We start from the raw sequence: 24,167 nt of genomic DNA on the forward strand, positions 1-24,167 counted from the left end.
GTCTCAGTGCGCCGAGTAGGCGCCCTCACGCCGGGGGATCGCGTCGTCGTACGCCCCGACCGGTCCGCTGTAGCGGACCTTGCCCTTCGGGTACGGCCAGGTGTTCGCGGCGCAGCCGTGCAGCCCCAGCGTCTGCTGCTGCATCACCGGCGCCGGCCGGCCCCGCCCGGGGCACCGCTCGTGGCCGTACCCGAGTTTGTGCCCCACCTCGTGGTTGACCATGTACTGCCGATAGGTCTCAAGTGTCGCGCCGTAACGCGGCACCCCCTTGACCCAACGCGCCACGTTGAGCACCACCCGGCCACCGTTGCGGCAGGAGGTGTAGGCGTCCGGCACGTCCTGGCAGAGGGTGTCGCGGGTGCCGGGGGTCGCCAGGTAGATGGTGAAGTCGGTCGGTTCGCCGGCGCCGACCCGGCGCAGCCGCCATGCCCCGCCCGCCGTCCACCCGCGCCTGTCGTTCAACGTCGTGGTGATCGCCGTGGCGATGTCGGTCGCCGGCAGGCCCCGGATGTCGCGCTCCACGGCGACCCGGTAGCGCAGCAACCGGCCGGCCGTCGCGCGTCCGGGCGTTGCCTCGCCGGGCGCCACCGACCAGCGGTTACCGCCGGTGGCGGGGTAGCTGACGGGGGTGACGGGCGCGGAACTGGGTCGGACCGCGCTGGTTCCGGCCGGCCGGCCGGTGGGTGTCGCCGGTGCGCTGGGCAGCGGTCCGGCGACGACCGGGTCGGTGGTGGGTTGCCCGGCGGCTGGTAGGCCGCATCCGGTGAGCAGCGCCACCACCAGCAGCGACGCCATCGAAGCGGGACCCCAGCGGTGGGTAACCTTCGTCGACACGTATCTCCCCTCGCGCGTCGCTCGGCGGCGGCGCGGAGGAGAAGACGGGTGACAGTGGCGAAAAGTTGATGTGACCCAGGGCTCAACCTTTTCCCGGCCTCACCCGTCTGTAGCTCTGTGGCACGGGGAGGGTTCGCGGTGGCGCGGGGTGACGCGGATTTCGTCGAGTTCGCGCGGGCGGCGTCCGCGCGACTGGTGCATGCCGCGTTCCTGATGACCGGCGACCACCACCAGGCCGAGGACGCCGCGCAGACGGCACTCGTGCGTACCTACGCGTCGTGGTCGCGGATCCACGACGACGACGCCTACGGGTACGCCCGCCGCACGCTTGTCAACCATCTGGTCGACGGGTGGCGACGGCCGATGCGGGAGTACCCGACCGAGGAGGTGCCGGAGCAGCGACGTGGCGATGTGGCCGACGATGTGGCCACCCGGCGCTGGTTGATCACCATTCTCGGTGCGCTCAGCCCCCGGGAGCGCGCCATCGTCGTCCTGCGCTACTACTTCGACCTGCCGGAGGCGCAGGTGGCCCGGGAACTCTCCGTATCCGTCGGCACGGTCAAGAGCACCAGTTCGCGAGCCCTGGAGAAGTTACGCACCGCCGCGCCCCGCACGGCCGACGAGGAGGCGCGCCGATGAGCGAGCTGGAACGACTCCGCCACGCCATGCGGGCGACCGAGCGCCCCGACGCGGTGCTCGATCTGGACACCGTGCTGCGCGAGGGACGTCGGTTGCGTACCCGTCGGCGCGTCGCTGGAGCCGGGGCGGCGACGCTCGCGACCGGCCTGGCCGCCGTGGTCGTCGTGGTGGCGGTCGGCGCGTCCGGGCCGGGCGATCCGGTGCCGACCGAGCACCCGCCGCCGGTCGCCGTCGCTCCACCGTCGGTCGGTGTCTCGCCCTGGGCGGAGAAGTCGCTGGGCTCCACGCCACCGCCGACGGTGGGCCGCGACGAGCCGCCACCGAAGCCCCTGGGCCAGATCGTGGACAGCGGGGTGCGGCACGGCGCCGAGCGTCGGGTCTACTACTTCGTCCCGGTGTCCCTGCCCGGTGAGCCCAGGGTGTCCATCGGACTGGCCGCCGGTCGCGAGGCTCCGGACGGCTCGTTGAGCACCGACATCCTGGTCAACGACGTCTACGGCAGCGACCGCAGCGCCGGGTTCCACCAGATCGGCTACGACGAGGGCTTTGCCGCGCCGGTGCCCACCTTCGGCTATTTCGTCGGCCCCGCCAAGCGGATCATCGGCACCGTCGACGGTCGGCAGGTCGATGCCCGAGTGGTGCCATGGAGTGGCGACAAGCAGGTGCTGGTTTTCTGGTTCGACCCGGGGCGGCTCACTCCGGGGGAGCGGCTGGACGGCATCATCGCCCGCGACGCCAGCGGCCGCCGACTCTGACGCGCCGCCGGTGCTCAGGCCAGTCGACGTTCGATGGTCACCGTCGTCCCCTCGGCGGTGGAGACCAGCCGCACGTCGCCGTAGGCGTTCATCAGCAGCGCGCCGCGCCCCCGGTCCATCGCCGGCCGGCGGTCGCGCCAGGTGCCGAAGTCGCGTACCGAGATTCGGATCAGGTCGCCACCCACCTGGACGCGCACACGCACCTCCGGACGGCTGGGCCGCTGCGCGTGCTCGACGGCGTTGTTCATGGCCTCGGAGCCGGCGAGCAGGAGATCTTCCAGCACGTCCGGGTCGACGTCCAGGTCGCCCAGGGCGCCGCGGACGTCCCGACGCATGGCCGCCGCCGAGGTGGGTGCGGACGGGTACGCCCACCCGACGTCCAGGAGGTCGCCCAGCCCGTCCGGGTCGACCGGTGTCTCCGCGACCACTGACGCGTCGTGGACGGGGTCGACCGCAGGGGCCGACGGGATCGGGCCGACCGGGGCCCGTCGCGCCGACGGGGCTGGGGTGGCGACCGTCGCCGGGCCGCCGCCGCCGGCCGCCGCAGGGGTACGGCCGCGGGCTCGGCGGATGCTGGCCCGGATCCGGGCGATCAACTCGGCCGCGGCGAACGGTTTCACCAGGTAGTCGTCGGCGCCCAGGCTCAAGCCCTCCACGCTGGCCTCTCCACCGGCACGGGCGGAGAGCACCAGCACCGGCAGCGCCCGGGTCGTCGGGTCCGCCCGTAGCCGGCGCACCAGGTCGAAGCCGTCCAGCACCGGCATCATCACGTCGGTCAGGACCAGGTCGGGCAGGTCGCTGTGGATCTCGTCGAGGGCCTGCCGGCCGTCGGTGACGGCCCGCACCCGCCAGCCCTGCCCGGTGAGCAGCCGGATGAGGTACGCCCGCATGTCGGCGTTGTCGTCGGCGAGCAGGATCCGGGCTCCGGCCAGCTCGTCCGTGGCCGGCCCGGACGCGGGATCGGGCTCGGTCACCGCGTCGCCCGGCTCGGTGAGCCAGCCCATCGCCTCCTCGACGGCGGCGCGGGCCGCGTCACCCCGCTCATCCACCGCCGGCCCGCTGACCGCGGTGCGGTGCGTCGCCGACCAGGGCAGCGTCACGGTGAACCTGCTGCCGACGCCCACCTGGCTGGTCGCTCGAACGTCGCCGCCCTCCAGCCGGGCCAACTCGTGCACCAGGGCCAGGCCGATGCCGGTGCCCTCGTGACTGCGCGAGCGGGCGCCCCGCACCCGGTGGAAGCGTTCGAAGAGTTTCGGCAGGTCCCGTTCCGCGATGCCGATGCCGGTGTCGGTGACGGTGAGCCGCACCTCCTCGTCGTCGGCGTCGAGGGTGACCCGGATGCGGCCGATGAACGTGTACTTCAGGGCGTTGGAGAGCAGGTTCGTGACGATGCGTTCCCAGTTGACCGGGTCGACCGCGACCGGCCGGGGCAGCGGCGGGCAGCTCACCTCGAGAGTCAGCCCGGCCCGCTCGACGGCGGCCCGGAACACCCCGGCGAGTTCGGCGGTCAGCGCGGCCAGGTCGACCAGGCGGGCGTCGCTGCGTGCGCGCCCGGCCTCCAGGCTGGAGAAGGTGAGCAGGCTGTTGACGAGCGTCAACAGTCGGGTGGCGTTACGCCAGCCGGTCTCCACCCTTTCCCGCTGCACCGCCGCCAGCGGCGCCGTGGCGTCGGTGAGGGCGTCGGTCAGCGGGCCGAGGATGAGGGTCAACGGGGTGCGGAACTCGTGGCTGACGTTGGCGAAGAAGTCGGTCTTGACCCGGTCCAGTTCCGCCATCGCCTCGACCCGGCGTCGCTCCTCCTCGTACTCCTGGGCGTTGCGCAACGCCACCGAGATCTGCTGGGCGAGGAGCTGATGGAAGGAGCGGTACGCCTCGTCGAGCCCCCGGCTGGGGCTGACCCCCACGAGCAGGACGCCGAGCGGCTGATCCTCGTCGGCGGAGGGCAGCGGCAACGCCAGCGCGCTGCGGACCGGGTCGTCCCAGGGGCCGGCGGGCAGCGGCAGCCGGTCGGCGACGTCGGTCACCTGGGTCGTACGGCCCTCGACGGCGTCCGTCAGCCCCCAGGCGTAAGCGGGCGGCCCCGGGTCGGTCAGCTCGACGGCGTCCGGCAGGGCTCCGGCGTGCCCCCGGTCGCCGCCGGTGCAGGCGACCCGTCGCAGCGCCGTGCCGTCGCTCAGGTAGATGGCGGCGAACGGCACGTCCAGGGGATGGCCGTCGATCACGTCGATCAGCCGGGCGCCGGTGGCGTCCACGTCGACGGTGCGCCCGTCGCCGAGCACGGACAGGTCGCGCAGGAGGCGGAGCCGGCGTTCGCCGACCACCTGTTGGGTGACCTCGCTGCACACGGTCAGCACACCGACGGTACGGCCGTCGTCGTCGCGGGCCGGGGCGTGCGAGACGCTGAAGTACGCCTCCTCGCGGTAGCCGGCCCGCTCCAGCAGCAGTTGCAGCGCGGGGACCCAGCTGGCCACCCCGGTCGCCATGGCCTCCTCGATCAGCGGGGCGAGCACGTCCCAGCCCTCGGCCAGGGTCACCCGCACGTCGTCGCCGAGCGCGGCGGGGTGCTTGTCGCCGATCAGCGCGGAGTACGCGTCGTTGTAGAGCTGGGAGAAGTCGTCACCCCAGAGCAGCAGCATGGGGTAGCGGGAGGAGAGCACCATCCGAACGGCGGCGCGCAGGCTCTGTGGCCATCCGCTGACCGGGCCGAGTGGCGTGTGGGCCCAGTCCAGCTCCGCCATCAGCCGACCGGTGTCACCGCCGCCGCTGAACAGGTCACTGCTGGGTCGTGTCACGCTCGATCCGACCCCATCGCAAGCCCCCGTTCCGGGCCCGACGACCCGTGCCGCATTACCTACCCATCCTGACACCTCTACTCATCTGTGCTGACGCCGGTACCCACCGTCGAACCGGCGGCGGTTCGGGACGAACGACCGATGCTCAAGAAATAGATATCTGTAAGTGTCTCGGGTATCTCTCCAACCCCGAGGAGCCCCCATGAGAGGCAGAACGCTGAGCGCGGGAATCGCGCTTGCCGTGTTCGCCGGGATGACGGTGACGCTGGCCGCCCAGCCGGTAGCCGCGTCGCCTACGACCACGATGACGGAGGCCCGGCCGATCGCCGCGACCGCCGCCGCGTTGGCAGCACCGGACATCTCCGTCAGCAACGTCCAGGCCCACCTCACCCAGTTCAACAGCATCGCCACCAGCAACGGCGGTAACCGCAGAGCCGGCTCGGCGGGCTACACCGCCTCGCTCAGCTACGTCAAGACCAGGCTCCAGTCGGCCGGCTACACCGTCAGCGAGCAGTACTGCTCCAGCTGCACGTACCCCTCGAACAACCTGATCGCCGAGTGGCCCGGCGGACCGACCGACCAGGTGGTCATGTTCGGCGCCCACCTCGACGGCGTCTCGGCCGGCCCCGGCATCAACGACAACGCCACCGGCTCGTCCACCCTGCTGGAGAACGCGCTGGTCCTGGCCGCGCAGAACCCGACCATGACCAAGCGGGTCCGGTTCGCCTGGTGGACCGACGAGGAGCAGGGGCTCAACGGATCCCGGTTCTACGTCAACTCGCTCAACAGCACCCAGCGCGGCTACATCAAGGGTTACTACAACTTCGACATGGTCGGCTCGACGAACGGTGGCTACTTCATCAACCGGGTCACCTCGACCACGGCCGCGCCGCTGAAGGCGTACTGGGACTCGTTGGGTCTGCAACCGGAGGAGAACGTCGAGGGTCAGGGCCGCTCCGACGACTACTACTTCCAGCAGGCCGGCATCCCCACCTCGGGTTACGCCGCCGGCGCCAGCGCCCGCAAGACCAGCTCCCAGGCCGCCAAGTGGGGCGGCACCGCCAACTCGGCGTACGACCCGTGCTACCACCGCTCCTGTGACACCACCGCCAACGTCAGCGCCACAGTGCTGAATCGGGCTGCCGACGGCGTCGCGTACGCGCTGTGGCAGCTCGCCCTGAGCGGCGGCGCCCCAACCTGCGTCGGCGGTCAGGTGGTCGGGAACGGTGGCTTCGAGAGCGGCAACACGACGTGGACCGCGTCCTCCGGCGTGGTCACCAACGCCAGCGGCCAGCCGGCCCGGACCGGGTCGTACAAGGCGTGGCTCAACGGGTACGGCAGCACCCGTACCGAGAGCCTGTACCAGTCGGTGACTGTGCCGGCCGGTTGCGCCACCTACACGCTGTCGTTCTGGCTGCACATCGACACCGCCGAGACCACCGGCTCCACGGCATACGACCGGCTCGCAGTGCAGCTGGGTTCGACCACGCTGGCAACGTACTCGAATCTCCACGCCGCTACCGGTTACGTGCAGCGCAGCTTCAACGTGGCCGGGTTCGCCGGGCAGACGGTGACGCTGCGGTTCACCGGCACCGAGGACTCGTCCCTGCAGACCAGCTTCGTGATCGACGACGTGACGTTGCAGGCGAGCTGACCGCGTACCCGAAAACGGGCCGCCACCGGTCTTCCCGGTGGCGGCCCGGCGCGTCGTGGGTCAGGGGAGCTGGGGGTAGAGCGCGGCGACGCCGCCGGCCAGCCCGGCCTGCACCTGCCGGCTGAGGTCGTCGGCGAGAATCTCGTACGCGTCGGCCTCGATGCCGTCCACGCCGATCCGGGCGATCGCCGCCGGGTCGGACTTCGGGCCGGTGATGTCCGCGGCCATGTCGGTGTCCAGGTAGCCGACGTGCAGGCCGGCGACCCGGACGCCCCGGTCGGCCAGTTGGACGCGCAGCACGTTTGTCATCGCCCACTCGGCGGACTTGGCGGCGCTGTAGGCCGCGTGGGTCGGGGAGCCGAACCAGGACAGCACGGAGAGCACGTTGAGGATGCTTCCGCCGCCGTTGCCGGCGATGACCGGCGCGAACGCCCGGATCGTCGACAGGGTCCCGATGTAGTGGGTCTCCAACTCCAGCCGGACGAGGTCCAGGTCGCCGTCGAGGAGGTCGGTCCGGGTGTCGATGCCCGCGTTGTTGATCAGCAGGTTCACGCCGCCGGCCAACTCGGCGGCCGCGGCCACCGAGGCGGGATCGGTGATGTCCAGCCGCACCGGTGTCACGCCGGGCAGGTCGACACTGTCGGGGTTGCGGGCGCCGGCGTAGACGGTGGCGCCCCGGGCGAGGAGTTCGGCGGCCAGGTGTCGGCCGAGGCCACGGTTGGCGCCGGTGACGAGGGCGGTGCTTCCAGCGATCTTCATGGCCGCCACGCTATCCGCCTGACTTCTGTTGAGCAAAGTCAGCTATCTCACCGAGGTGGGCCGACCGGATCGGGAATACGACCCGGACGCGCCCACACCCGGACCGGTGACGACTCGTATCCTTTCCGCGAACCTCCGTACGAGCCGAAATGGGAGACGGTGTGAGCAACCAGGCCGAAACGTTGGAGTTCCAGGCCGAGGCGCGTCAGCTCCTCCAGTTGGTGGTCCACTCGATCTATTCGAACAAGGACGTCTTCCTGCGGGAACTCATCTCCAACGCGTCCGACGCACTGGACAAGCTCCGACTGGCCACCCTCGTCGACAAGGACCTCGTCGCCGACACCGACGACCTGCACGTCGCCCTGGAGATCGACCGCGACGCCCGCACCCTCACCGTGCGGGACAACGGCGTCGGGATGACCCGCGACGAGGTCGTCCAGCTGATCGGCACGATCGCCAAGTCGGGCACCGCCGAGCTGCTGCGCCAACTGCGCGAGTCCGCCGACGCCCACGCCTCGCAGGACCTCATCGGCCAGTTCGGCGTCGGCTTCTACGCCGCCTTCATGGTGGCCGACCGGGTCACCCTGCTGACCCGCAAGGCCGGCGAGACCGGCGGCACCCGCTGGGAGTCCACCGGCGAGGGCACCTACTCGATCGAGGCGGTCGACGAGGCGCCACAGGGCACCACCGTGACCCTGCACCTCAAGCCGGTCGACGCCGAGGACAACCTGCACGACTACACCGCCGAGTGGACCGTCCGCGAGATCGTCAAGCGCTACTCCGACTTCATCGCCTGGCCGATCCGGATGAGCGTCGAACGGCCCGGCGCCGACGGCGAGGCCGCCACCAGCGAGGTGCAGACCCTCAACTCGATGAAGGCGCTCTGGGCGCGGCCCCGCGACGAGGTCGACGCCGCCGAGTACAACGAGTTCTACAAGCACGTCAGTCACGACTGGGCCGACCCGCTCGAGGTCGTGCACATGAAGGGCGAGGGCACCTTCGAGTACGAGGCGCTGCTGTTCCTGCCCAGCCACGCCCCACTGGACCTGTTCTCCCCGCAGGGCCGCCGTGGCGTCCAGCTCTACGTCAAGCGCGTCTTCATCATGGACGACTGCGAGGCGTTGATCCCGACCTACCTGCGCTTCGTCAAGGGCGTGGTCGACGCGCACGACCTGTCGCTGAACATCTCCCGGGAGATCCTCCAGCAGGACCGGCAGATCCAGATCGTCCGCCGCCGCCTGGTCAAGAAGATCCTCGCCACGGTGAAGGACCTCAAGGCCAACCACGCCGAGCGTTACCGCACCTTCTGGACCGAGTTCGGCGCGGTGGTCAAGGAAGGGCTGATCGACGACACCGACAACCGGGACACCCTGCTGGACATCCTGTCGGTGGCCTCCACCAACGACCCGGCCGAGCCCACCGACCTGGCCGGCTACGTGTCCCGGATGAAGGACGGCCAGAGCGACATCTGGTACGCCACCGGCGAGTCCCGGGCCGCCATCGAGAACTCTCCGCACCTGGAGGCGTTCCGGGCCAAGGGGCACGAGGTGCTGCTGCTCACCGACCAGGTCGACGAGGTGTGGGTCGAGCGGGTCGGCACGTACGACGGTCGGCCGCTGCGCTCGATCGCCAAGGGCGAGATCGACCTGGACACCGACGAGGAGAAGCAGCAGGCCGAGGCCGAGCGCGAGCAGCAGCGACAGGAGTTCGCCGCGCTGCTCGACTGGCTGGGGACCACCCTCACGGACAGCGTCCGGGAGGTCCGCCTGTCGTCGCGGCTGACCACCTCACCGGCCTGTGTCGTCGGCGACGCCCACGACCTCACCCCGACCCTGGAGAAGATGTACCGGGCGATGGGGCACGAGGTCCCCACCACCAAGCGGATCCTGGAAATCAACCCCGGTCACCCGCTGGTGTCCGGCCTGCGCAAGGCCCACGAGCAGGGCAGCGACTCCGCCGCCCTGACCGAGACCGCCGAGCTGCTCTACGGCCTGGCGGTGCTCGCCGAGGGCGGTGAGCTGACCGACCCGGCCCGCTTCACCCGGACGCTCGCCGACCGGCTGGCGCGCACCCTGTAATCGCCGTACCCCTCCGGCCGGGGATCACCAGACCCGACTCGTAGGCGATCATCACCGCCTGGGCGCGGTCGCGTAGGTGCAGCTTGGTGAGCAGGTTGCCGACATGGGTCTTCACAGTGTGCTCGCTGAGGTGGTGGTGGGCGGCGATCTCGGCATTGGACAGACCGGCCGCGATCAGGCGCAGCACGTCCGTCTCACGGGCGGTCAGGGCGGTCACCGCGGCGGCCAGGGCGGGGTCCGGATGGCCGCGCCGGTGCAGCTCGCCGATCACGCGGGCGGTGACGGCGGGGGCGAGCAGCGCGTCCCCGGCGGCGACCACCCGGACCGCGTTCACCAGGTCGGCTCGGGGCGCGTCCTTGAGCAGGAAGCCACTGGCGCCGGCACGTAGGGCCGCGTACAGGTAGTCGTCGGTGTCGAACATGGTCAGGGCGAGAACCCGGCTCGGTGTGAGCGCGCAGACCTGGCGGGTCGCTGCGACACCGTCGAGGACAGGCATCCGCATGTCCATCAGGACGACGTCGGGACGGTGCTCGCGGGCGGCCCGCACGGCGGCCGCGCCGTCGGGGGCCTCGGCGACCACCTCGATGTCCGGCTCGGCGCCGAGGATGGTGGCGAACCCCGCCCGGAACAGGTCCTGATCATCGGCGAGCACGACACGCAGCATCAGACCACCGCCGGCGCCGACAGCGGCAGGGTGGCGGTGACCGTGAAGCCGTGACCGTCGGAGGACGCGCCGGTATGCAGCGTCCCGCCGCAGGCGTGGGCGCGCTCACGCATGCCGACGATGCCGTATCCGGGTGGGCCGGCGTCGGATGCCCGCTCGCCGCGGCCGTCATCGGTGACCGACACGGTCAGCGAGTTCGCCGTGTGGACCAGCCGGACGCGGACCGATCGTGCCCCGGCATGCCGCACCACGTTGGTCAGGGACTCCTGCACGATCCGGTAGGCGGCGACCCCGACGTCCGTGGGCGGCGCGAGCGGCGGGTCGGAGTCGACCTCGAGCACGGCGTCGAGACCGGCGGCGCGGACGCGCTCGACGAGGACGGGAAGGTGGTCCAGACCCGGCTGGTCGAGTGGTTCGTCGGCGGGCTCGTACAGGCTGCCGACCGCGCGGCGGAGTTGGACGACCGCGTCCCTGCCGGTGGCGGCGATGGTGGCGAACGCGGCATCGGCGCGATCCGGCTGGTGGCGGACCAGGAGGGGACCCGCCTCCGCCTGCACGATCATGACGCCGACCGCGTGGGTGAGGATGTCGTGCAGGTCGCGGGCGATCCGGGTGCGTTCGCGCAGCACCGCGGCCGCACGCTCACCGGCGATGCGACGATCGCGTTCGGCGAGGACCACGGCCTGGGCTCGCCGGGCCCGGGCGCTGGTGCCCAGCGCGTACGAGAAGAGGTAGGCGACCGACAGGTAACGCAGCACCTCCACGTCCGGGCGGGGATAGAGCAGCGAGACCAGCAGACCGGCGGCGGTGAGCGCGACGCCGAGCAGGCGGATCGGCGGGGAGGCCCGCGCCGCGAACGTGTAGAGGCAGACCAGCGGGCCAACCGGCAGCAGCGGGGGCGCGCCGAGCGAGGCGGAGACGGTCGTGGCGACACCCACGACGACGGCGACCCGGATCAGCGCCCGGTCCCGCCACAGCACCGGGACCGACGACGCGACCGCGAGCGGCAGCACCCACCACGCACGTGGCCCACCGGCCAGGGCGGGCAGCACGGTCGCGGCGACGGCGGCCACTGTGACGGCGAGATTGACGTACCGCTTCACGTCGGCAGTATCGTCCGGCCCGGGGCTCCGACGCCTCCCTCCACGGGACCAGATCGATCCGGGTTCACACGGCGATCCGCCCCGGTCGCCCGCGCCGCACGCTCGACGCATGATGACGATCCTCGCCACGCTCCTGAGTGGACTGTTCTGGCTCGGCGGCACCGGGCTGCACCCGGTCGCCGCGCTGACCTGGCTCGCCCCGCTCCCGTTGCTCCTCGCCTCGACCCGGGTACGCCCGAGGACCGCACTCGGCGCGACCGCCCTCGCCTGGTCGATCGGTCAGGGCGGCGTGCTCGGCTACTACCTCGGCACCCTGCGACTACCGGTGCCCGTGGTCACCGGTGTGGTCCTGCTCGGCCTCGGCCTGGCGACCGGCACGGTCCTGCTCGCCCGCGCACTGCTGCTGCGCGGACGAACCGTCCTCGCCGTCCTCGCCGTGCCGTCGCTCTGGGTGCTGGGCGAGTACGCCGCGTCCCGCCTGTTGCCACACGGTGCCTGGTGGAGCCTCGCCTACACCCAGGCCGACGTCCGCCCGGTCATCCAGCTGACCTCGCTCACCGGCGTCTGGGGCGTCACCTACCTGCTGCTCGCCGTCCCGATCGCCCTCGCCGCCCTGCGCGGAAGCCCACGACCGGCGCTCACCTGCCTGCTCGCCCTCCTGCTCGGCGCCGGCGGGTGGTCGTTCTGGTCGCTGGGCCGTACCCCCGACCGGGCCGAGCCGCTGACCGTCGGCCTGGTGGCCCTGCGGCAACCCGAGGACGGGCTTCCGATCGACGAGCCGACCGGCCGTGAGCTGCTTGCCCGTTACGCCGCCCGGGTCGAGGGTCTGGTCGCCCGTGGGGCACGGATCGTCGTTCTGCCGGAGAAGGTGTTCGCCGTGACGGACACGACGCTGCCCGTGCTGGTGGCCGCGCTCCGGCGGACCGAGGCTCAGGTCGTCGTCGGTGCGGTGTGGCGAGGGCCCGGCAGGGCGACAAACGTCGCGCTGGTGCTGGCACCCGGTGGCACCGTCACGACCTACGAGAAGCAGCATCTGATCCCGGGCCTGGAGGACTGGCTGACGCCCGGTGCCGACGACGTGCTCGTGGACGGGCGGTTCGGCGTCGCGATCTGCAAGGACCTCGACTATCCGGGCCTGGTCCGACGGTACCGGACGAGGGGCGCCTCGGTGCTGCTCGTCCCCGCCCTGGACTTCACCTCCGACGGCTGGCTGCACGGACGGATGGCGGTGGTCCGGGGCGTCGAGAACGGGCTCGTCGTGGTCCGGGCTGCGGCGTTCGGACGACTGACGGTCACCGACGCGGGCGGCAGGATGGTGGGTGAGGCCACCGCCGGTGACGCGGAGCTGCTGCTCGCCGCTCCGACGACCGGGTGGGGCACCGTCTATTCGCGTACCGGAGACTGGTTTCCGCTGTCGTCAGTGGCCCTGTTGGTCCTGGCCGTGGGTGGGGCGCGGTGGTCGCCGGCTACCAGCGGTTCCAGCGGGCGAACGCGTCCGCGTCGGTCCGCGGACCGGGCTTGCTGAACGCTCGGCCGAATCACCGGCCGAGCGTTCGCCCGTGTGGCGGATCAGCTCACCGTTGGCGTCCCGTCACGCCGCGGAGGCCGCCTTCGATCCTCGGTGCGACGCCACCGGGCCGGCGTTCCAGCCCCAGCGCGGCGCCGGCACGGCAGCCTCGCGGCGCCCGTCCGTGTCGACGTCGTCGCTGTCGGTTCCGTCGATGGTCGGCCCGACCGAGGTGGGCGCGCTGCGGGCCAGTCGCAGTGAGTGCTCGGCACCGGTGCGGGCCGTGCACGGCCAGGACTGCCCGGCGCACTGCAGGTTGCGGCACTGGCCGTCGTCGTCCGGCTCGTGTGCGCTGAGCACGTCGATCGCCAACTGCCAGAGCAGCGGGTCGGTCACGTCGTGTGGTCGTTCGGCGGTGCGGCTCGGTCGGTTGCTGGTGTCCTCGGACATGGTGGGCCCCCCTCGTCAGGCTGTACCCCTCAAGGGTCACCCGTCAGCCGCCGGCTAAACCGCCGACCTGCTGTGATGTGTCTCTGGTCGCAGCTCGATCGCGGACGCCGCACGCGTATCGGTCAATCCGGCAGAAGCGGCATCTCCACACCCGGCTCCCGGCCGAGCAACACCGCCCGGGTGAGTGCCGCTGATCCGAACCGGTCGCGCACCGCGTCCACCGCAGCGTCCAGACTGGAACCCGGGTCCGGCTGGAACGGCAGCTCAGGCTGCACCGGGTTGTCGTCGAGGTTGCCCACGGAGACGCCGATCAACGTGACGCCACGGCGATCGATCTCGGGCAGCGCGGTGCGCAGCAGGGCACGTGCGGCGGCGAGCAGTGGCGTCGTGTCCGCCGTCGCCTTGCCGATCGTGTGCGAGCGGGTCGCCCGGGTGTAGTCGCCGAAGCGCATCCGCAACACCACGGTGCGGCCGGACCGCCCGGCCGCCCGCATCCGCCGGCTGACCCGGTCGACCAGGCCGGCGAGGATGGCGTCCAGCTCCGTCGAGGCGTGCGGGGTGCGACTCAGTGCGTGCTGCGCGCCCATCGAGCCGCGCCGTCGTCCCACCTGCACCGCCCGGGGGTCGCGATTGTGCGCCAACGCGTGCAGGTGCCGGCCGGTGCCCGCCCCGAGCAGCGACACCAGCGCCGCCTCACCGAGGCGGGCCACCTCGCCGACGGTACGGATCCGGCGTTCGCGCAGCTTGGAAGCCGTGACCGGGCCGACGCCCCAGAGCCGCTCCACCGGCAGCGGGTGCAGGAACGCCAGCTCGGCGTCCGGTGCGACCACCAGCAGGCCGTCCGGTTTCGCCACCCCGCTGGCCACCTTGGCCAGGAACTTCGTGCGGGCCACCCCCACCGTGATCGGCAGGTGGACCCGGTCGCTGACCTCCCGCCGCAGTCGTTCGGCGATCTCGGCCGGTGGCCCGACCAGCCGCCCCAGGCCACCCACGTCGAGGAACGCCTCATCGATGGAGAGCCCCTCGACCAGCGGTGTGGTCTGCCGGAAGATCTCGAAGACCGCGCGGCTCGCCGCCGTGTACGCCGACATCCGGGGCGGCACGACGATCGCGTCCGGGCAGAGCCGACGCGCCTGCTGGCCGCCCATCGCGCTGCGGACGCCCCGCGCCTTCGCCTCGTAGCTGGCCGCGAGCACCACACCACCACCGACGATCACCGGCCGCCCACGCAGGCGCGGGTCGTCGCGCTGCTCGACCGACGCGTAGAACGCGTCCAGGTCGGCGTGCAGGATGCTGGCGCCGGGCGACACGTACACATGTTCGCATGACGCCCGGCCAGTGCGGCAGTGAGCTGGGCGAACGGTCGATCAGTCGAGGCAGAACTCGTTGCCCTCGGGGTCGGCCATGATGAGATGACCGGCGCCCAACGGGGGAGTGGGCTCGTGCCGACTGAGCCGCTTGGCGCCGTGCGAGATGAGCCGTTCGGCCTCCGCCTCCAGGGCCGCCATCCGCTCGTCACCCTCCAGCCCGGGGGCCGCGCGGACATCGAGGTGGACGCGATTCTTCACCTGCTTGCGCTCCGGCACCCGCTGGAAGAACAGCCGTGGCCGCGAGCCCTCGGGGTCGACCACCGCCGAGGCGTCGTTGCGGTTCTCCGGCGGCACGCCCATCGCGTCCAGGGCCTGGTCCCAGGACTCGAAGTCCCCGGGTGGGGCCTGCACCTGGTAGCCGAGCGCCTCGGCCCAGAAGGTGGCCAACCCGGCCGGGTCGGCGCAGTCGAACGTGATCTGGACGTCGCGGATCACGGCGGATCCCTGCTTCCTGCTCTGGTCGGTCATGGTCCCAGCCTCTCGCTGATAGCGGACAGGGTCGTTCCGCTATCCGTGCAACGATCGGCGAGTGACAGTCGAGGCGACGACCGAGCGGGTGCTGCGCCTGTTGGCGCTGCTGCAACGACGACTGTCCTGGACGGCTGCGGAACTCGCCGCCGAGCTGGGGGTCACCGGCCGTTGCGTGCGCCGTGACGTGCAGCGTCTGCGTACGCTCGGCTATCCCGTGCACGCGGTGTCGGGCGTCGGCGGTGGCTATCAACTGGGTGCGGGCACCCGGCTGCCGCCGTTGCTCCTCGACGACGAGGAGGCGATCGCCACGGCGGTGTCTCTGCGGCTCGCCTCCGGGGGCACTGTCGCCGGGGCGAGCGAGGCGGCGCTGCGGGCACTCGCGAAGCTCGACCAGGTGATGCCGTCACGGCTACGCGCCGAGGTGCGGGCGGTGCACGGCTCCACCGACACCCTGATCGGCCCGGTCGCCGAGATCGACGCGGAGTTGCTGGTGACACTCGCCCGGGCCTGTCGGGACGGGGTGCGCGTGCGCTTCGACTACCCCGGCCGCGACGGTGGGGCGCAGGAGCGGACGGTCGAGCCGATCCGGATGGTCACGACCGGCCGCCGCTGGTATCTGATGGCCTGGGACGTCGACCGCGACGACTGGCGCACGTTCCGGTTGGACCGGATGTTGGCTGCGGTGGCAACGACCTGGCGGTTTCCGGCGCGCGAGCACCCGGATCCGGTCGCCTTCGTGCAGCGGGCCGTGACCGGGGCGCCGTACCGGTACCTCGCCCGGGTGCGGGTGCACGCCCCGGCCGACCGGGTGCGTGCGGTGGTCCCGCCCCAGGTGGGGAGGGTCGAGGATGACCGCGACGGGTGGTCCGTGCTGGTCGTCGGCGGCGACAACCTGGACTGGCTCGCCGCTCACCTCGCCCGCCTGGATCATGAGATGGAGGTGTTGGAGCCTCCCGAGCTGCGCGAGGCCGCAGGCCGGCTCGCCCGTCGCCTCGCGGTGCTGGCCGGTGCGACGTCGGGGCCTGGCGCGCGGTGACGCAGCGCGTAGTGGCGTAGCGACACCTGGCTGCCGTCGGGAGCGGTCCATGGTGCCGTGCTGGTGCCGACACACCGCCATCCTGCGCGCTCGTACAGCGCAGCGGCCGCGGTGCCATCGCCGGCCAACTCCAGCACCAGGTCCGTTGCGCGTTTGTCCGCCCACTGGCGGGCCCGGTCCAGCAGCGCGCCGCCCAGCGCCAACCCGCGGGCTCTCGGCACCACGAAGAGACGAGCCACCTCCGCTGTCGGCCGTCCGTCCACCTGACCGGGGATCCGATGCACCGCGACGTGTCCGACAATGGCCGCGTCGGCGTCGACGGCGACCCAGGCTCGCGCCGGGTGCGGCTCGCACAGCCAGCGGTGTGGGTCGGCGGGCCAGTTCAGCGGGTACCCGTCGACCCGGTGAACCTCGGCGAGCGCTGCGACGCAGCCGTCCAGGTCGGTGGCGCGCCGCCGACGGATAGCGGGTCGGTTCACAGGTCGTCGAACGGGCCGGCGTAGCGGAACTCGCCCCGGATCGACTCGCGCCACCCGTGCAACGGTCGAGCCATGAAGTACTGCGGCCCCCACGGCTGCGGTGGGGTGACGCCCACCTCGACGGCGGGCCGGAACCCGAAGCGCGGGTAGTAGTCGGGGTGCCCGAGCAGCACCACCAGCGGTTCGTCCCGCGCGTCGGCCGCACCGAGCACCGCGTGCATCAACGCGCTGCCGACCCCGCGCCGCTGCCAGTCGGGCAGCACACCCAGCGGCCCCAGGCCCAACGCCACCGGCGCACCGGCCACCAGGCCGCGGGTGGCCACCACGTGCCCGACCACCCGGCCATCCGAATCGGTCGCCACCAGGGAGTACGCGGGCAGCCAGCCCTCGTCGGCGCGGAGCGCGTCGACAAGGGTCGCCTCAACCGGTACGCCGTCACCACCGTCGGCCTTGGCGAAGGCTGCGGAGTGCACCGCCCGAATGGCGTCGACGTCGGCGGGTGTCTCGCGTCTGATCAGCACCGCGCCACCATAGACGCGGCGTGTTACCAGCTCCACGCGTTTATCGCGGCGCTTCGCAGACATGGCGGGAAGCGCTTGATGTCTGTGAGTCATCAAGATGCCGCACGGTCATCAAGCCGATCCGCGATCGGGGCTTGCGAGCCGAGCGACAGTGGCCCAGCCGCAGCATGCAGGCTGCCCCCGGGCCGGGGACCCCTGTCCGCGCTGGCTGGGCGGCCGTGATCTCCGCCATCGCGCGGTCCCTCAGCCGGTCGAGGCTGAACCGGCCGTGCTCGTCGCGGCAGCCGAAGTACGCGGTGCCGACTTGGAAGACCAGCTCACCCGCCGTTGCGGTGGTACGGCGACAGGCCGCCCTCGCCGGTGCCGGAACTCTTTCCGCCCTGGCCACGGATCAAACCGGTGAGCCGGCTGGTGACGGTGCGGGTGCGCCCCCGCACCGCCACCACGCGCTCAGCGGTGCCGGAACGACTCGCGGACCGAGCCGCCGACGATCGTGCACCACGTGCTCGTGCTGAGCTTGCCGTTGCGCGGCAGCCCGTGCAGCGCCTGCAGGTCCTGCACCGCCCTCCGGGTGGCGTGGTCGTACGCCCCGGTGACGGTGACCGCGTACCCCTTGGTGGCGAGGATTTCCTGCACGGCCGTGACCGGCGCTCCGGCGGCGTGCTGGTCCAGCTCCGGAGCGAGGGTCTCCCAGGTCGGCGTGGTGAGGGTGGCGTCCACGTCCACAGCGATGCCGTTGCGGGCCTGCCAGTCCTGCACCGCAGCGACGGTCGCGGCGTCGAACGTGCCGCTGACGGTCACCGGGTAGCCGCGGTGGGCGAGCAGGTGCTGCACCACCCGGACCGAGGGGGAGTTGACGAAACGCCACAGGTCCGGCCAGCGGCGTGCCGGCACGTCACCGAGCTTGGTGCCCAGGGCGCCGTGCACCCGCCGCCGCAGCTCGGGGAACTGCCGATAGAAGGCCGCGCCCGGGCACTCGGTGGTGCGGAAGTCCCAGTGGCCGAAGATGTCGTGCGCGTGCAGCCCGTACTGGCGGCAGATCGCGACGCAGAGCTTGACCAGCGAGTCGGTCAACGCCTTCGGCGGTGTCTCGGTGACGTAGGTGCCCTCGTTCTCGATGCCGATGGCCCGGCCGTTCTCACCCGGGCAGTGCGCCGAGATCATCTGCCGGTCGCCGGCTTCCAGGCGCTCCAGGCTGCCCCGGCGGCCCTCCAGCACGTGGCCGCCACGGCTCACCGTGAAGTGCTGGCCGGTGTCCGACCAGCCGTTGCCGTCGATGTGCAGGTCCTGGCAGTCGTGGGCCAGCTTGACCGCCTGCTCGCGCGAGTAGTCGGTGACGTTCGGGAACGCCATGTGGTGCACGATGATCTTGTTGGTGGCGATGGCGCTCACCGACAGCGGGTCCGTCGGCGGGCGGGCGGCCCACTCGTCACAGCTGATGATCCAGTCCAGGTCGGTGCCCGGCGCGGCCTGCGCCGCGCCCGGGAAGGCGAGTTCGCTCCCGACGACGGCGACCGTGGCGGCGCCGAGACCGGCCCGCAGCAGCGTCCGGCGATCCACTTCGGAATGGTCGACGTGCATTGCATCTCCTCCTGCGGCCGACGGCGGGGGGATGAAAAGTAGCTCCAGTGGCCGCATGCACTCCGAAGAATATTGCCAATACTCGCTCGTGCGCTAGAGGGCCGGCAGGCCACATGACCACTTGTGTTTCCGCGCGTCGGGTCGGGGGTAGGTCCGGGGCTGACCGTTCCGGCTGCCCCACTTAAGGAATGACCAGATGAGTGACAACGTCAGCGACGCGGTGGGCGACGCTCTCCGCTCGGTGATGCTCTTCCTGCCCAAGGCCGTCGCCTTCCTGGCGATCCTGGTGGCCGGATGGCTGATCGCCAAGGCCGTACTGAAGATCGTGGAGAAGGTCCTCGAACGGGTGGGCTTCGACCGCGCCGTCGAGCGCGGCGGCATCCGCCGCGCGTTGAGCCGCTCCCGGTACGACGCCAGCGACATCGTCGCGAAACTCGTCTACTACGCGGTGCTGCTGTTCACCCTTCAGCTCGCCTTCGGCATCTGGGGGCCGAACCCGATCTCCGACCTGCTCGGCGCGGTGATCTCGTGGCTGCCCCGGGCCTTCGTCGCGATCGTCATCGTCGTGGTCGCCGCCGCCATCGCCAACGCGGTCAAGGACATCATCAGCGGTGCGCTCGGCGGTCTGTCGTACGGCCGGGTGCTGGCCACCATCGCCTCGGTGTTCATCCTCGGCCTCGGTGTCATCGCCGCCCTGAACCAGATCGGCGTGGCCACCGCTGTCACCACCCCCGTGCTGGTCGCCGTGCTGGCCACGATCGGCGGCATCCTCGTCGTCGGCGTCGGCGGCGGGCTGATCCGTCCGATGCAGAGTCGTTGGGAGTCGTGGCTGACCCGCGCCGAACGGGAGTCGCAGCTGATCGCCGAGCACGCCCAGGCGTACCGGGCGGGTCGCCGCGACGCCGAGGCCGAGCTGGCCCGCGCGTCGACCACCACCACCAGCGGCGCGGAGGCCACCCAGGTGGTGACCCGGCCGGCCGACCCGGAGGCCACCCAGGTCGTCCACTTCCCGTCCAGCTCCGACGCCACCCCTGTGGTCGGTCGCGGCGACCTCGACGCCGATCCGACGCCGACGCCGGCTCGCCCCTCCACGACCGACGACACGACCCAGGTGGTCAGCGGTTCGACCGACCCGGACACCACGCAGGTGGTGGGCGTCGGTGCCGACCCCGAGGCAACCCAGGTGGTCACCGGTGGCATCGACCGTCCGGTGCCCGGGCAGCGCGCCAGCGACGACAGCGAGACCACCACTGTCATTCCGCCTGTCGACCGGCGCTGACACCAGCGCTACGGCGCGGGGCGGGATCGATCTGATCCCGCCCCGCCTCGCGTTGCCTGTCCCGCCCCGCTCGCCCGTAGCGCCGAAAGCGCTCGCCGCAGCCGTGCGGGTTGTCTAGCATCGCGGCTATGACCTGGCGACATTGATCCAGCAGCGTAGGCCGATCCCGTGGGCCACCACGGGCACCGCATGTCCGGTGTCCGTCTCCACTCCCACGGGAAGGCCCCATGATCCCCACCGCTTCGCGCGTGCCCGACCCTGCGGTCCGTCGGCTCACGACGACCCTCTACGGGTACGCGTTCCTCAGCGACCTGGTCCTGCTCTACCCGCTGTACGTGGTGTTCTTCGCCGACACCGGGCTGACGGTGGGGCAGATCGCGTCGCTCTTCGTCATCTGGTCGGCCGCCGGCGTCCTTTTCGAGGTGCCCTCCGGCGCCTGGGCCGACGTGCTGTCCCGCCGGCTGCTGCTGTGCCTCGCCCCGCTGGTGGCCGCCGCCGGGTTCGCGCTGTGGGTGCTGGTGCCGTCGTACCCGGCGTTCGCTGTCGGTTTCCTGCTCTGGGGCGCCGGTGGCGCACTGGTCTCCGGTGCCCTGGAGGCGTTGGTCTGGACCGAGCTGGACCGGCTCGGCGCGGTCGGCCGGTACGCCCGGGTGCTCGGGCGGGCGCGGACGGCGGGTGTGCTGGGCGTGGTGGTCTCCGGAGTGCTCGCCGGCCCGGTGCTCGCGGTCGGTGGCTACCCGGCGGTCGGCGCGGCCAGCGTGCTCGCCTGCCTGCTCGCCACGACAGTCGCCACCCGGCTACCGGAGCACCGCGCACCGGCCGCCGCCCGTGTCCCGGTCGCCGCGTCGGCGATGGCCGTTCGATCGGTGGGCGCCGCACCACCGGGGCCGGACGAGCCGGACACCGCCCCGCCCGCGAACGCGGACAACGACTGTGACCTGGGGTGGTGGGACACGCTGCGGGCCGGAGTCTCGCAGGTCCGTACGCATCCGCCGGTGCGGGCCGCCGTGCTGCTGGTGGCCGTGGTCGCCGCCGACTGGGGTGCCCTGGACGAGTACACCCCGCTGCTCGCCCTGGACACCGGCGTCGGGGCGCAGGCCGTACCCCTGCTGCTCCTGCTGCTCTGGGCGGGGGTGACGGTCGGCGGGCTGCTCGCCCCGGTGGGGGAGCGGCTGGGCGGGCGAGGGTACGCCGCGCTGCTGGGGCTGGTCGGCGTCGCACTGGCCGGAGGTGCCCTGCTCCGGCACCCGGCGGGGTTCGTGCTGCTCGCGGTGGCCTTCGGCGCCGCGCAGTTGGCCACCGTGCTGGCCGACGCGCGGCTCCAGGCCCGGATCACCGGCACCAGCCGCGCCACTGTCACGTCCCTGGCCGGGATGGCCACCGACGTGCTGATCATCGTGACGTACGCCGGCTACGGTCTGCTCGCCACGGCGGCCGGCAACGCGGTGGCGTTCGCGCTGACCGCCGGGGCGTACCTCGTGGTGGCGCTGGTGCTGCTGACCCGCCGCCGGTCGCCGGCCCACCCCAGCCGCAGTGCCGGAGCGGCTGATGACTGACAGTCGCGGTGACCTGAGCCACCGTCACGTATGGTTATGTCGGGAATCCTTGACACGTCGGGAAGTTCCGACGCATCATTCCTGACGTGCCCGACGACGACCTCTTTCTCGCGCTGGCGAATCCGGTCCGCCGCCGCTTGCTGGAACTCCTGACCGACGGACCCCGCACGGCCGGCGACCTCGCCGCCAGCTTCGACCTGAGCCGGCCGGCCGTCGCCGAGCACCTGCAGATCTTGCGGCGGGCCGGGCTCGTGCACGACCAGCCCACCGGACGGCAACGGCACTACCACCTGACCGCCGAGCCGCTCGCCCAGGTGGGCGACTGGCTCCACCCTTTCGAGCGGTTCTGGCGTCACCGCCTCCGCACCCTTGCCGACATGCTCCAGGAGGAGACCATGACAGATACCGCCACCATCGCCGTGGACCAGTTCATCGCCGCGCCGCCGTCGAAGGTCTGGCGCAGTCTTACCGAGCCGGAGTTGCTCGCCCGCTGGTGGGTACCGGGCGACATCGCCGCCGTCGTCGGCCACCGCTTCCACCTACAGATGCCCGGTTGGGGAGCGGTGGCCTGCGAGGTCACCGAGGTCGAGCCCGAGCGGCGTTTCGTCTACACGTTCAACGAGAACTGGACGCTGACCTGGCGGCTGGTTCCCGAGGGCAACGGCACCCGACTGTTCCTGGACCACTCGGGATTCGACCTCGACGACCCCCGGGCCCGAGACGCCTTCGCGCGAATGGGGCCCGGCTGGCGGGACAAGATCCTGCCCGGGCTCGCCCAGTTGGCCGCCGACCTGCCGGACTGATCACCCCGAATCGACGAGGTGCCCGGCGGCGGCCCGAGGAGGCCGCCGCCGGGCCGCACCGTCAGCCGGCCATGTGCAGGAACGACCACTGGTGGCCGTCTAGGTCCCGGAAGCCGCGCATGTACATCGGCCCGTTGGCCATCCCCGGCCCGAGCGACTCCCCACCGGCGACCGCAGCCTGGTCGACCAGCTCGTCGACCTGTCGCCGGCTCGACGCCGACAGCCCGACCACGACCTCCCGGCTGGTCGCCGTGTCCGTCGTGGCGACCCCGGTGTACGCCTCGAAGCCCGAGCGGAGGTGCAGCACCAGCCGGGCGGTGTCGGAGATGGTGAGCACCGTGCTGTCGCCGTCCGGCTCGGCCTGGTCGCTGGTGAAGCCGATCGCCCGGAAGAACTCGGTGGCGGTGGTCAGGTCGCGCACCGGCAGGTTGATGAACGTGATGGTCATCGGCGGTCTCCGTCCGTTTCGAGCAGTGCCTTCAGCGCGGCGAGTCGGTCCCGCCAGTACGCCTTCAGCTCCGCGGCCTGCTCGGCTGCGGTCAGCTTCTCGTGCAGGATGCTGACCCGGGCCTTCGACTCGCCGACGGCGTCGATGCCGACGGCGATCCGGGTGGGACCACCTGCCCAGTCGGCTCGAAAGATGCGCGGCGCGGTGGCGGTGCGGACGCGCACCTCGACGTCGGGCAGCCAGCGGGCGCGTGCCGCCTCGTCGGCGAACGCCTCGAACAGTCGCAGCGCCGACACGGCCACCGTCCGGCTCGCGCTGGCCTCGAAGCCGCCGCCACGTCGCTGACCCGGGGCGCGTAGGCCGCGTGCCTGCTCGTACCCGACGGTGATGGTCTGCGCCCACCAGCCCGGCACCTCGTGTTCGGTGACCAGGTGACGGGCGATCCGGGTGTGCGTCCACTCGGTGGCGGCCGCGTCGTCGAGCAGAGCGAACCACTCGGCCCAGCCGCGGCCGGTCCGGGCGCGGATCAGGTCGTCGGCGATCCGCTCGGTCTGCGCCGCGGCGGCGGCGGACTCGGTCTGCGCTGTCTGCGCCGCGGCGGTGGACGCCGGACCCGGCTCGGCGGCCCGATTGATCAGGTGCCGGCGAGCCGTGGTGTAGCTCTCGCCGGTCTTCTCCATCCGGGTTCGGACCCGGGCCTTGAACGATCTCTGGTTGGTCATCACATGCTCCCGGTCAACGGCACGGTCACCGGGACTCACGCTCCCGCCGACCCCGCCGGAGTGGGGCATGTGGCACCACGTCCCGAGGGCTCAAGGCCCCCTTTGCCTCCGCGTTGCCGGCGGCGTGAGCGCCGGGAGGGAGGTGCGGCGCAGGACTACGCCGACGTCATCCTACGCCAAACCAGCCCTCAGGGCTGGTCACCATCGACGTAGACCCACCGGCCGTCCTCGCGGACGAACCTGCTGTGTTCGGTCATCGTGCCGAGCCGGCCCGCGTCCCGGTAGTGGGCGTGGAACGTCACAGTGCCGGCGGTGTCGAGCAGGCCACCCCGCTCGGTCTCCACGATCTCCAGGCGGGTCCACCGCTGCCCCGGGTCGAGCTCCAGGGAGGTGGGCCGGGTCGAGGAATGCCAGCTGCGCAGCAGGTAACCGGAGTCGCCGAGGGCGAAGGCGCTGAACCGGGAGCGCATCAACGCCTCGGCCGTCGCCGGTGCGTCGCCGCCGTGCATCGGGGCGCAGCAGTCCGCGTACGCCCGGCCGGAGCCGCACGGGCACACCCGTCCCGTCGTCCCGTTCGCCCGCCGACGCCCCGCACCCTTACCCACGTCGCCAATCCTGCCCCACCCCGCCCGCGCCCCGCCCCGCGCCCCGCCCCGCGCCCCGCCC

General features: G+C 72.0%; 23 protein-coding genes. 9 read left to right on the forward strand and 14 right to left on the reverse strand.

What is annotated here, in order from left to right; translation table 11 throughout:
* Positions 1-3: 3 nt before the first annotated feature.
* Positions 4-834 (reverse strand): DUF3152 domain-containing protein, encoded by an 831-nt coding sequence (locus tag KBX71_RS30950; protein ID WP_307847406.1) that lies wholly within the window; start codon positions 832-834, stop codon positions 4-6.
* Positions 835-972: 138 nt separating this feature from the next.
* Here KBX71_RS30950 and KBX71_RS30955 point away from each other — a divergent pair, with 138 nt between their 5' ends.
* Positions 973-1,473 (forward strand): SigE family RNA polymerase sigma factor, encoded by a 501-nt coding sequence (locus KBX71_RS30955; RefSeq protein WP_210821273.1) that lies wholly within the window; start codon positions 973-975, stop codon positions 1,471-1,473.
* Positions 1,470-2,228 (forward strand): hypothetical protein, encoded by a 759-nt coding sequence (locus tag KBX71_RS30960; protein WP_210821274.1) that lies wholly within the window; start codon positions 1,470-1,472, stop codon positions 2,226-2,228. Before KBX71_RS30955 ends, KBX71_RS30960 begins: the two co-directional genes overlap by 4 nt.
* 14 nt (positions 2,229-2,242) lie before the next feature.
* Here the strand turns inward: KBX71_RS30960 and KBX71_RS30965 are convergent, their stop codons facing one another.
* The gene (locus KBX71_RS30965) at positions 2,243-5,020 is read right to left on the reverse strand and encodes an ATP-binding protein (RefSeq protein ID WP_307847407.1); all 2,778 of its coding nucleotides are present in this window, start codon (positions 5,018-5,020) and stop codon (positions 2,243-2,245) included.
* 202 nt (positions 5,021-5,222) lie between these two features.
* Here KBX71_RS30965 and KBX71_RS30970 point away from each other — a divergent pair, with 202 nt between their 5' ends.
* Complete coding sequence (locus tag KBX71_RS30970) at positions 5,223-6,674, forward strand: M28 family metallopeptidase (RefSeq protein WP_210821275.1); 1,452 nt, start codon at positions 5,223-5,225, stop codon at positions 6,672-6,674.
* A 60-nt stretch (positions 6,675-6,734) separates the two neighbouring features.
* Here KBX71_RS30970 and KBX71_RS30975 read toward each other — a convergent pair whose 3' ends face one another.
* Entirely contained in the window at positions 6,735-7,433 is a 699-nt protein-coding gene (locus KBX71_RS30975) for an SDR family oxidoreductase (protein ID WP_196926964.1), read from the reverse strand.
* Positions 7,434-7,582: 149 nt separating this feature from the next.
* On the opposite strand from KBX71_RS30975, the gene htpG reads away from it, so the two are divergent.
* A complete protein-coding gene (gene htpG, locus KBX71_RS30980; protein WP_210821276.1) occupies positions 7,583-9,511 on the forward strand; it encodes a molecular chaperone HtpG in 1,929 nt (642 codons plus the stop codon).
* Here htpG and KBX71_RS30985 read toward each other — a convergent pair.
* Together KBX71_RS30985 and KBX71_RS30990 are read right to left on the reverse strand one after the other, a co-directional pair.
* Positions 9,471-10,175, reverse strand: coding sequence for a response regulator transcription factor (locus tag KBX71_RS30985; protein WP_210821277.1), 705 nt, complete (start codon positions 10,173-10,175; stop codon positions 9,471-9,473). The two genes, htpG and KBX71_RS30985, sit on opposite strands and share 41 nt — an antisense overlap.
* Positions 10,175-11,278: a sensor histidine kinase gene (locus KBX71_RS30990; RefSeq protein ID WP_307847409.1), complete on the reverse strand. Its 1,104-nt coding sequence runs from the start codon at positions 11,276-11,278 to the stop codon at positions 10,175-10,177. Before KBX71_RS30990 ends, KBX71_RS30985 begins: the two co-directional genes overlap by 1 nt.
* Before the next feature lie 109 nt (positions 11,279-11,387).
* Between KBX71_RS30990 and KBX71_RS30995 the strand changes: the two genes are divergently transcribed.
* Positions 11,388-12,803 carry a nitrilase-related carbon-nitrogen hydrolase gene (locus KBX71_RS30995; protein ID WP_210821279.1) on the forward strand — a complete coding sequence of 472 codons (1,416 nt, stop codon included), beginning with the start codon at positions 11,388-11,390 and terminating at the stop codon, positions 12,801-12,803.
* 66 nt (positions 12,804-12,869) lie between these two features.
* Here KBX71_RS30995 and KBX71_RS31000 read toward each other — a convergent pair whose 3' ends face one another.
* The 3 genes from KBX71_RS31000 to KBX71_RS31010 form a co-directional block, all read right to left on the reverse strand.
* Positions 12,870-13,235, reverse strand: a complete 366-nt coding sequence (locus tag KBX71_RS31000) for a hypothetical protein (RefSeq protein WP_210821280.1) — start codon at positions 13,233-13,235, stop codon at positions 12,870-12,872.
* A 122-nt stretch (positions 13,236-13,357) separates the two neighbouring features.
* Positions 13,358-14,545, reverse strand: a complete 1,188-nt coding sequence (gene dinB, locus KBX71_RS31005) for a DNA polymerase IV (RefSeq protein ID WP_210821281.1) — start codon at positions 14,543-14,545, stop codon at positions 13,358-13,360.
* Positions 14,546-14,602: 57 nt separating this feature from the next.
* Complete coding sequence (locus KBX71_RS31010; RefSeq protein ID WP_210821282.1) at positions 14,603-15,073, reverse strand: VOC family protein; 471 nt, start codon at positions 15,071-15,073, stop codon at positions 14,603-14,605.
* 61 nt (positions 15,074-15,134) lie between these two features.
* On the opposite strand from KBX71_RS31010, the gene KBX71_RS31015 reads away from it, so the two are divergent.
* Complete coding sequence (locus KBX71_RS31015; protein WP_210821283.1) at positions 15,135-16,112, forward strand: YafY family protein; 978 nt, start codon at positions 15,135-15,137, stop codon at positions 16,110-16,112.
* Here KBX71_RS31015 and KBX71_RS31020 read toward each other — a convergent pair.
* The 3 genes from KBX71_RS31020 to KBX71_RS31030 form a co-directional block, all read right to left on the reverse strand.
* Entirely contained in the window at positions 16,004-16,591 is a 588-nt protein-coding gene (locus KBX71_RS31020) for a GNAT family N-acetyltransferase (RefSeq protein ID WP_210821284.1), read from the reverse strand. The genes KBX71_RS31015 and KBX71_RS31020 overlap by 109 nt on opposite strands.
* Positions 16,588-17,112, reverse strand: a complete 525-nt coding sequence (locus KBX71_RS31025) for a GNAT family N-acetyltransferase (protein ID WP_210821285.1) — start codon at positions 17,110-17,112, stop codon at positions 16,588-16,590. The genes KBX71_RS31020 and KBX71_RS31025 overlap by 4 nt, the downstream gene beginning before the upstream one ends.
* A gap of 450 nt (positions 17,113-17,562) precedes the next feature.
* Positions 17,563-18,693 carry an N-acetylmuramoyl-L-alanine amidase gene (locus tag KBX71_RS31030; protein ID WP_210821286.1) on the reverse strand — a complete coding sequence of 377 codons (1,131 nt, stop codon included), beginning with the start codon at positions 18,691-18,693 and terminating at the stop codon, positions 17,563-17,565.
* 196 nt (positions 18,694-18,889) lie between these two features.
* Between KBX71_RS31030 and KBX71_RS31035 the strand changes: the two genes are divergently transcribed.
* The 3 genes from KBX71_RS31035 to KBX71_RS34670 all read left to right on the forward strand — a co-directional run bounded on the left by KBX71_RS31035 (position 18,890) and on the right by KBX71_RS34670 (position 22,331).
* Positions 18,890-19,972, forward strand: a complete 1,083-nt coding sequence (locus tag KBX71_RS31035; RefSeq protein WP_210821287.1) for a hypothetical protein — start codon at positions 18,890-18,892, stop codon at positions 19,970-19,972.
* Positions 19,973-20,199: 227 nt separating this feature from the next.
* A complete protein-coding gene (locus tag KBX71_RS31040; RefSeq protein WP_210821288.1) occupies positions 20,200-21,528 on the forward strand; it encodes an MFS transporter in 1,329 nt (442 codons plus the stop codon).
* 86 nt (positions 21,529-21,614) lie between these two features.
* Positions 21,615-22,331, forward strand: coding sequence for a metalloregulator ArsR/SmtB family transcription factor (locus tag KBX71_RS34670; protein WP_307847411.1), 717 nt, complete (start codon positions 21,615-21,617; stop codon positions 22,329-22,331).
* Positions 22,332-22,392: 61 nt separating this feature from the next.
* Here the strand turns inward: KBX71_RS34670 and KBX71_RS31055 are convergent, their stop codons facing one another.
* From KBX71_RS31055 to KBX71_RS31065, 3 genes are all read right to left on the reverse strand, one after another.
* A complete protein-coding gene (locus KBX71_RS31055) occupies positions 22,393-22,779 on the reverse strand; it encodes a VOC family protein (protein WP_210821289.1) in 387 nt (128 codons plus the stop codon).
* Positions 22,776-23,501 (reverse strand): hypothetical protein, encoded by a 726-nt coding sequence (locus KBX71_RS31060; protein WP_247684401.1) that lies wholly within the window; start codon positions 23,499-23,501, stop codon positions 22,776-22,778. The genes KBX71_RS31055 and KBX71_RS31060 overlap by 4 nt, the downstream gene beginning before the upstream one ends.
* Positions 23,502-23,689: 188 nt before the next feature.
* Positions 23,690-24,106 (reverse strand): YchJ family protein, encoded by a 417-nt coding sequence (locus KBX71_RS31065; protein ID WP_210821300.1) that lies wholly within the window; start codon positions 24,104-24,106, stop codon positions 23,690-23,692.
* Positions 24,107-24,167: the final 61 nt, after the last annotated feature.

It is taken from the genome of Micromonospora sp. D93 (assembly GCF_018070365.1).
Lineage (GTDB): Bacteria > Actinomycetota > Actinomycetes > Mycobacteriales > Micromonosporaceae > Micromonospora > Micromonospora ureilytica.

Bases quoted from the DNA above. Each gene is read 5' to 3' on its own strand.
- KBX71_RS31000 (WP_210821280.1), bottom strand. From the start codon at position 13,235: ATGTCCGAGGACACCAGCAACCGACCGAGCCGCACCGCCGAACGACCA.
- KBX71_RS31010 (WP_210821282.1), bottom strand. From the start codon at position 15,073: ATGACCGACCAGAGCAGGAAGCAGGGATCCGCCGTGATCCGCGACGTC.
- KBX71_RS30960 (WP_210821274.1), top strand. From the start codon at position 1,470: ATGAGCGAGCTGGAACGACTCCGCCACGCCATGCGGGCGACCGAGCGC.
- KBX71_RS30995 (WP_210821279.1), top strand. From the start codon at position 11,388: ATGATGACGATCCTCGCCACGCTCCTGAGTGGACTGTTCTGGCTCGGC.
- KBX71_RS31035 (WP_210821287.1), top strand. From the start codon at position 18,890: ATGAGTGACAACGTCAGCGACGCGGTGGGCGACGCTCTCCGCTCGGTG.
- KBX71_RS30970 (WP_210821275.1), top strand. From the start codon at position 5,223: ATGAGAGGCAGAACGCTGAGCGCGGGAATCGCGCTTGCCGTGTTCGCC.
- KBX71_RS30975 (WP_196926964.1), bottom strand. From the start codon at position 7,433: ATGAAGATCGCTGGAAGCACCGCCCTCGTCACCGGCGCCAACCGTGGC.
- KBX71_RS30985 (WP_210821277.1), bottom strand. From the start codon at position 10,175: ATGCTGCGTGTCGTGCTCGCCGATGATCAGGACCTGTTCCGGGCGGGG.
- KBX71_RS31030 (WP_210821286.1), bottom strand. From the start codon at position 18,693: ATGCACGTCGACCATTCCGAAGTGGATCGCCGGACGCTGCTGCGGGCC.
- KBX71_RS31055 (WP_210821289.1), bottom strand. From the start codon at position 22,779: ATGACCATCACGTTCATCAACCTGCCGGTGCGCGACCTGACCACCGCC.
- KBX71_RS31040 (WP_210821288.1), top strand. From the start codon at position 20,200: ATGATCCCCACCGCTTCGCGCGTGCCCGACCCTGCGGTCCGTCGGCTC.
- KBX71_RS31060 (WP_247684401.1), bottom strand. From the start codon at position 23,501: ATGACCAACCAGAGATCGTTCAAGGCCCGGGTCCGAACCCGGATGGAG.
- htpG (WP_210821276.1), top strand. From the start codon at position 7,583: ATGGGAGACGGTGTGAGCAACCAGGCCGAAACGTTGGAGTTCCAGGCC.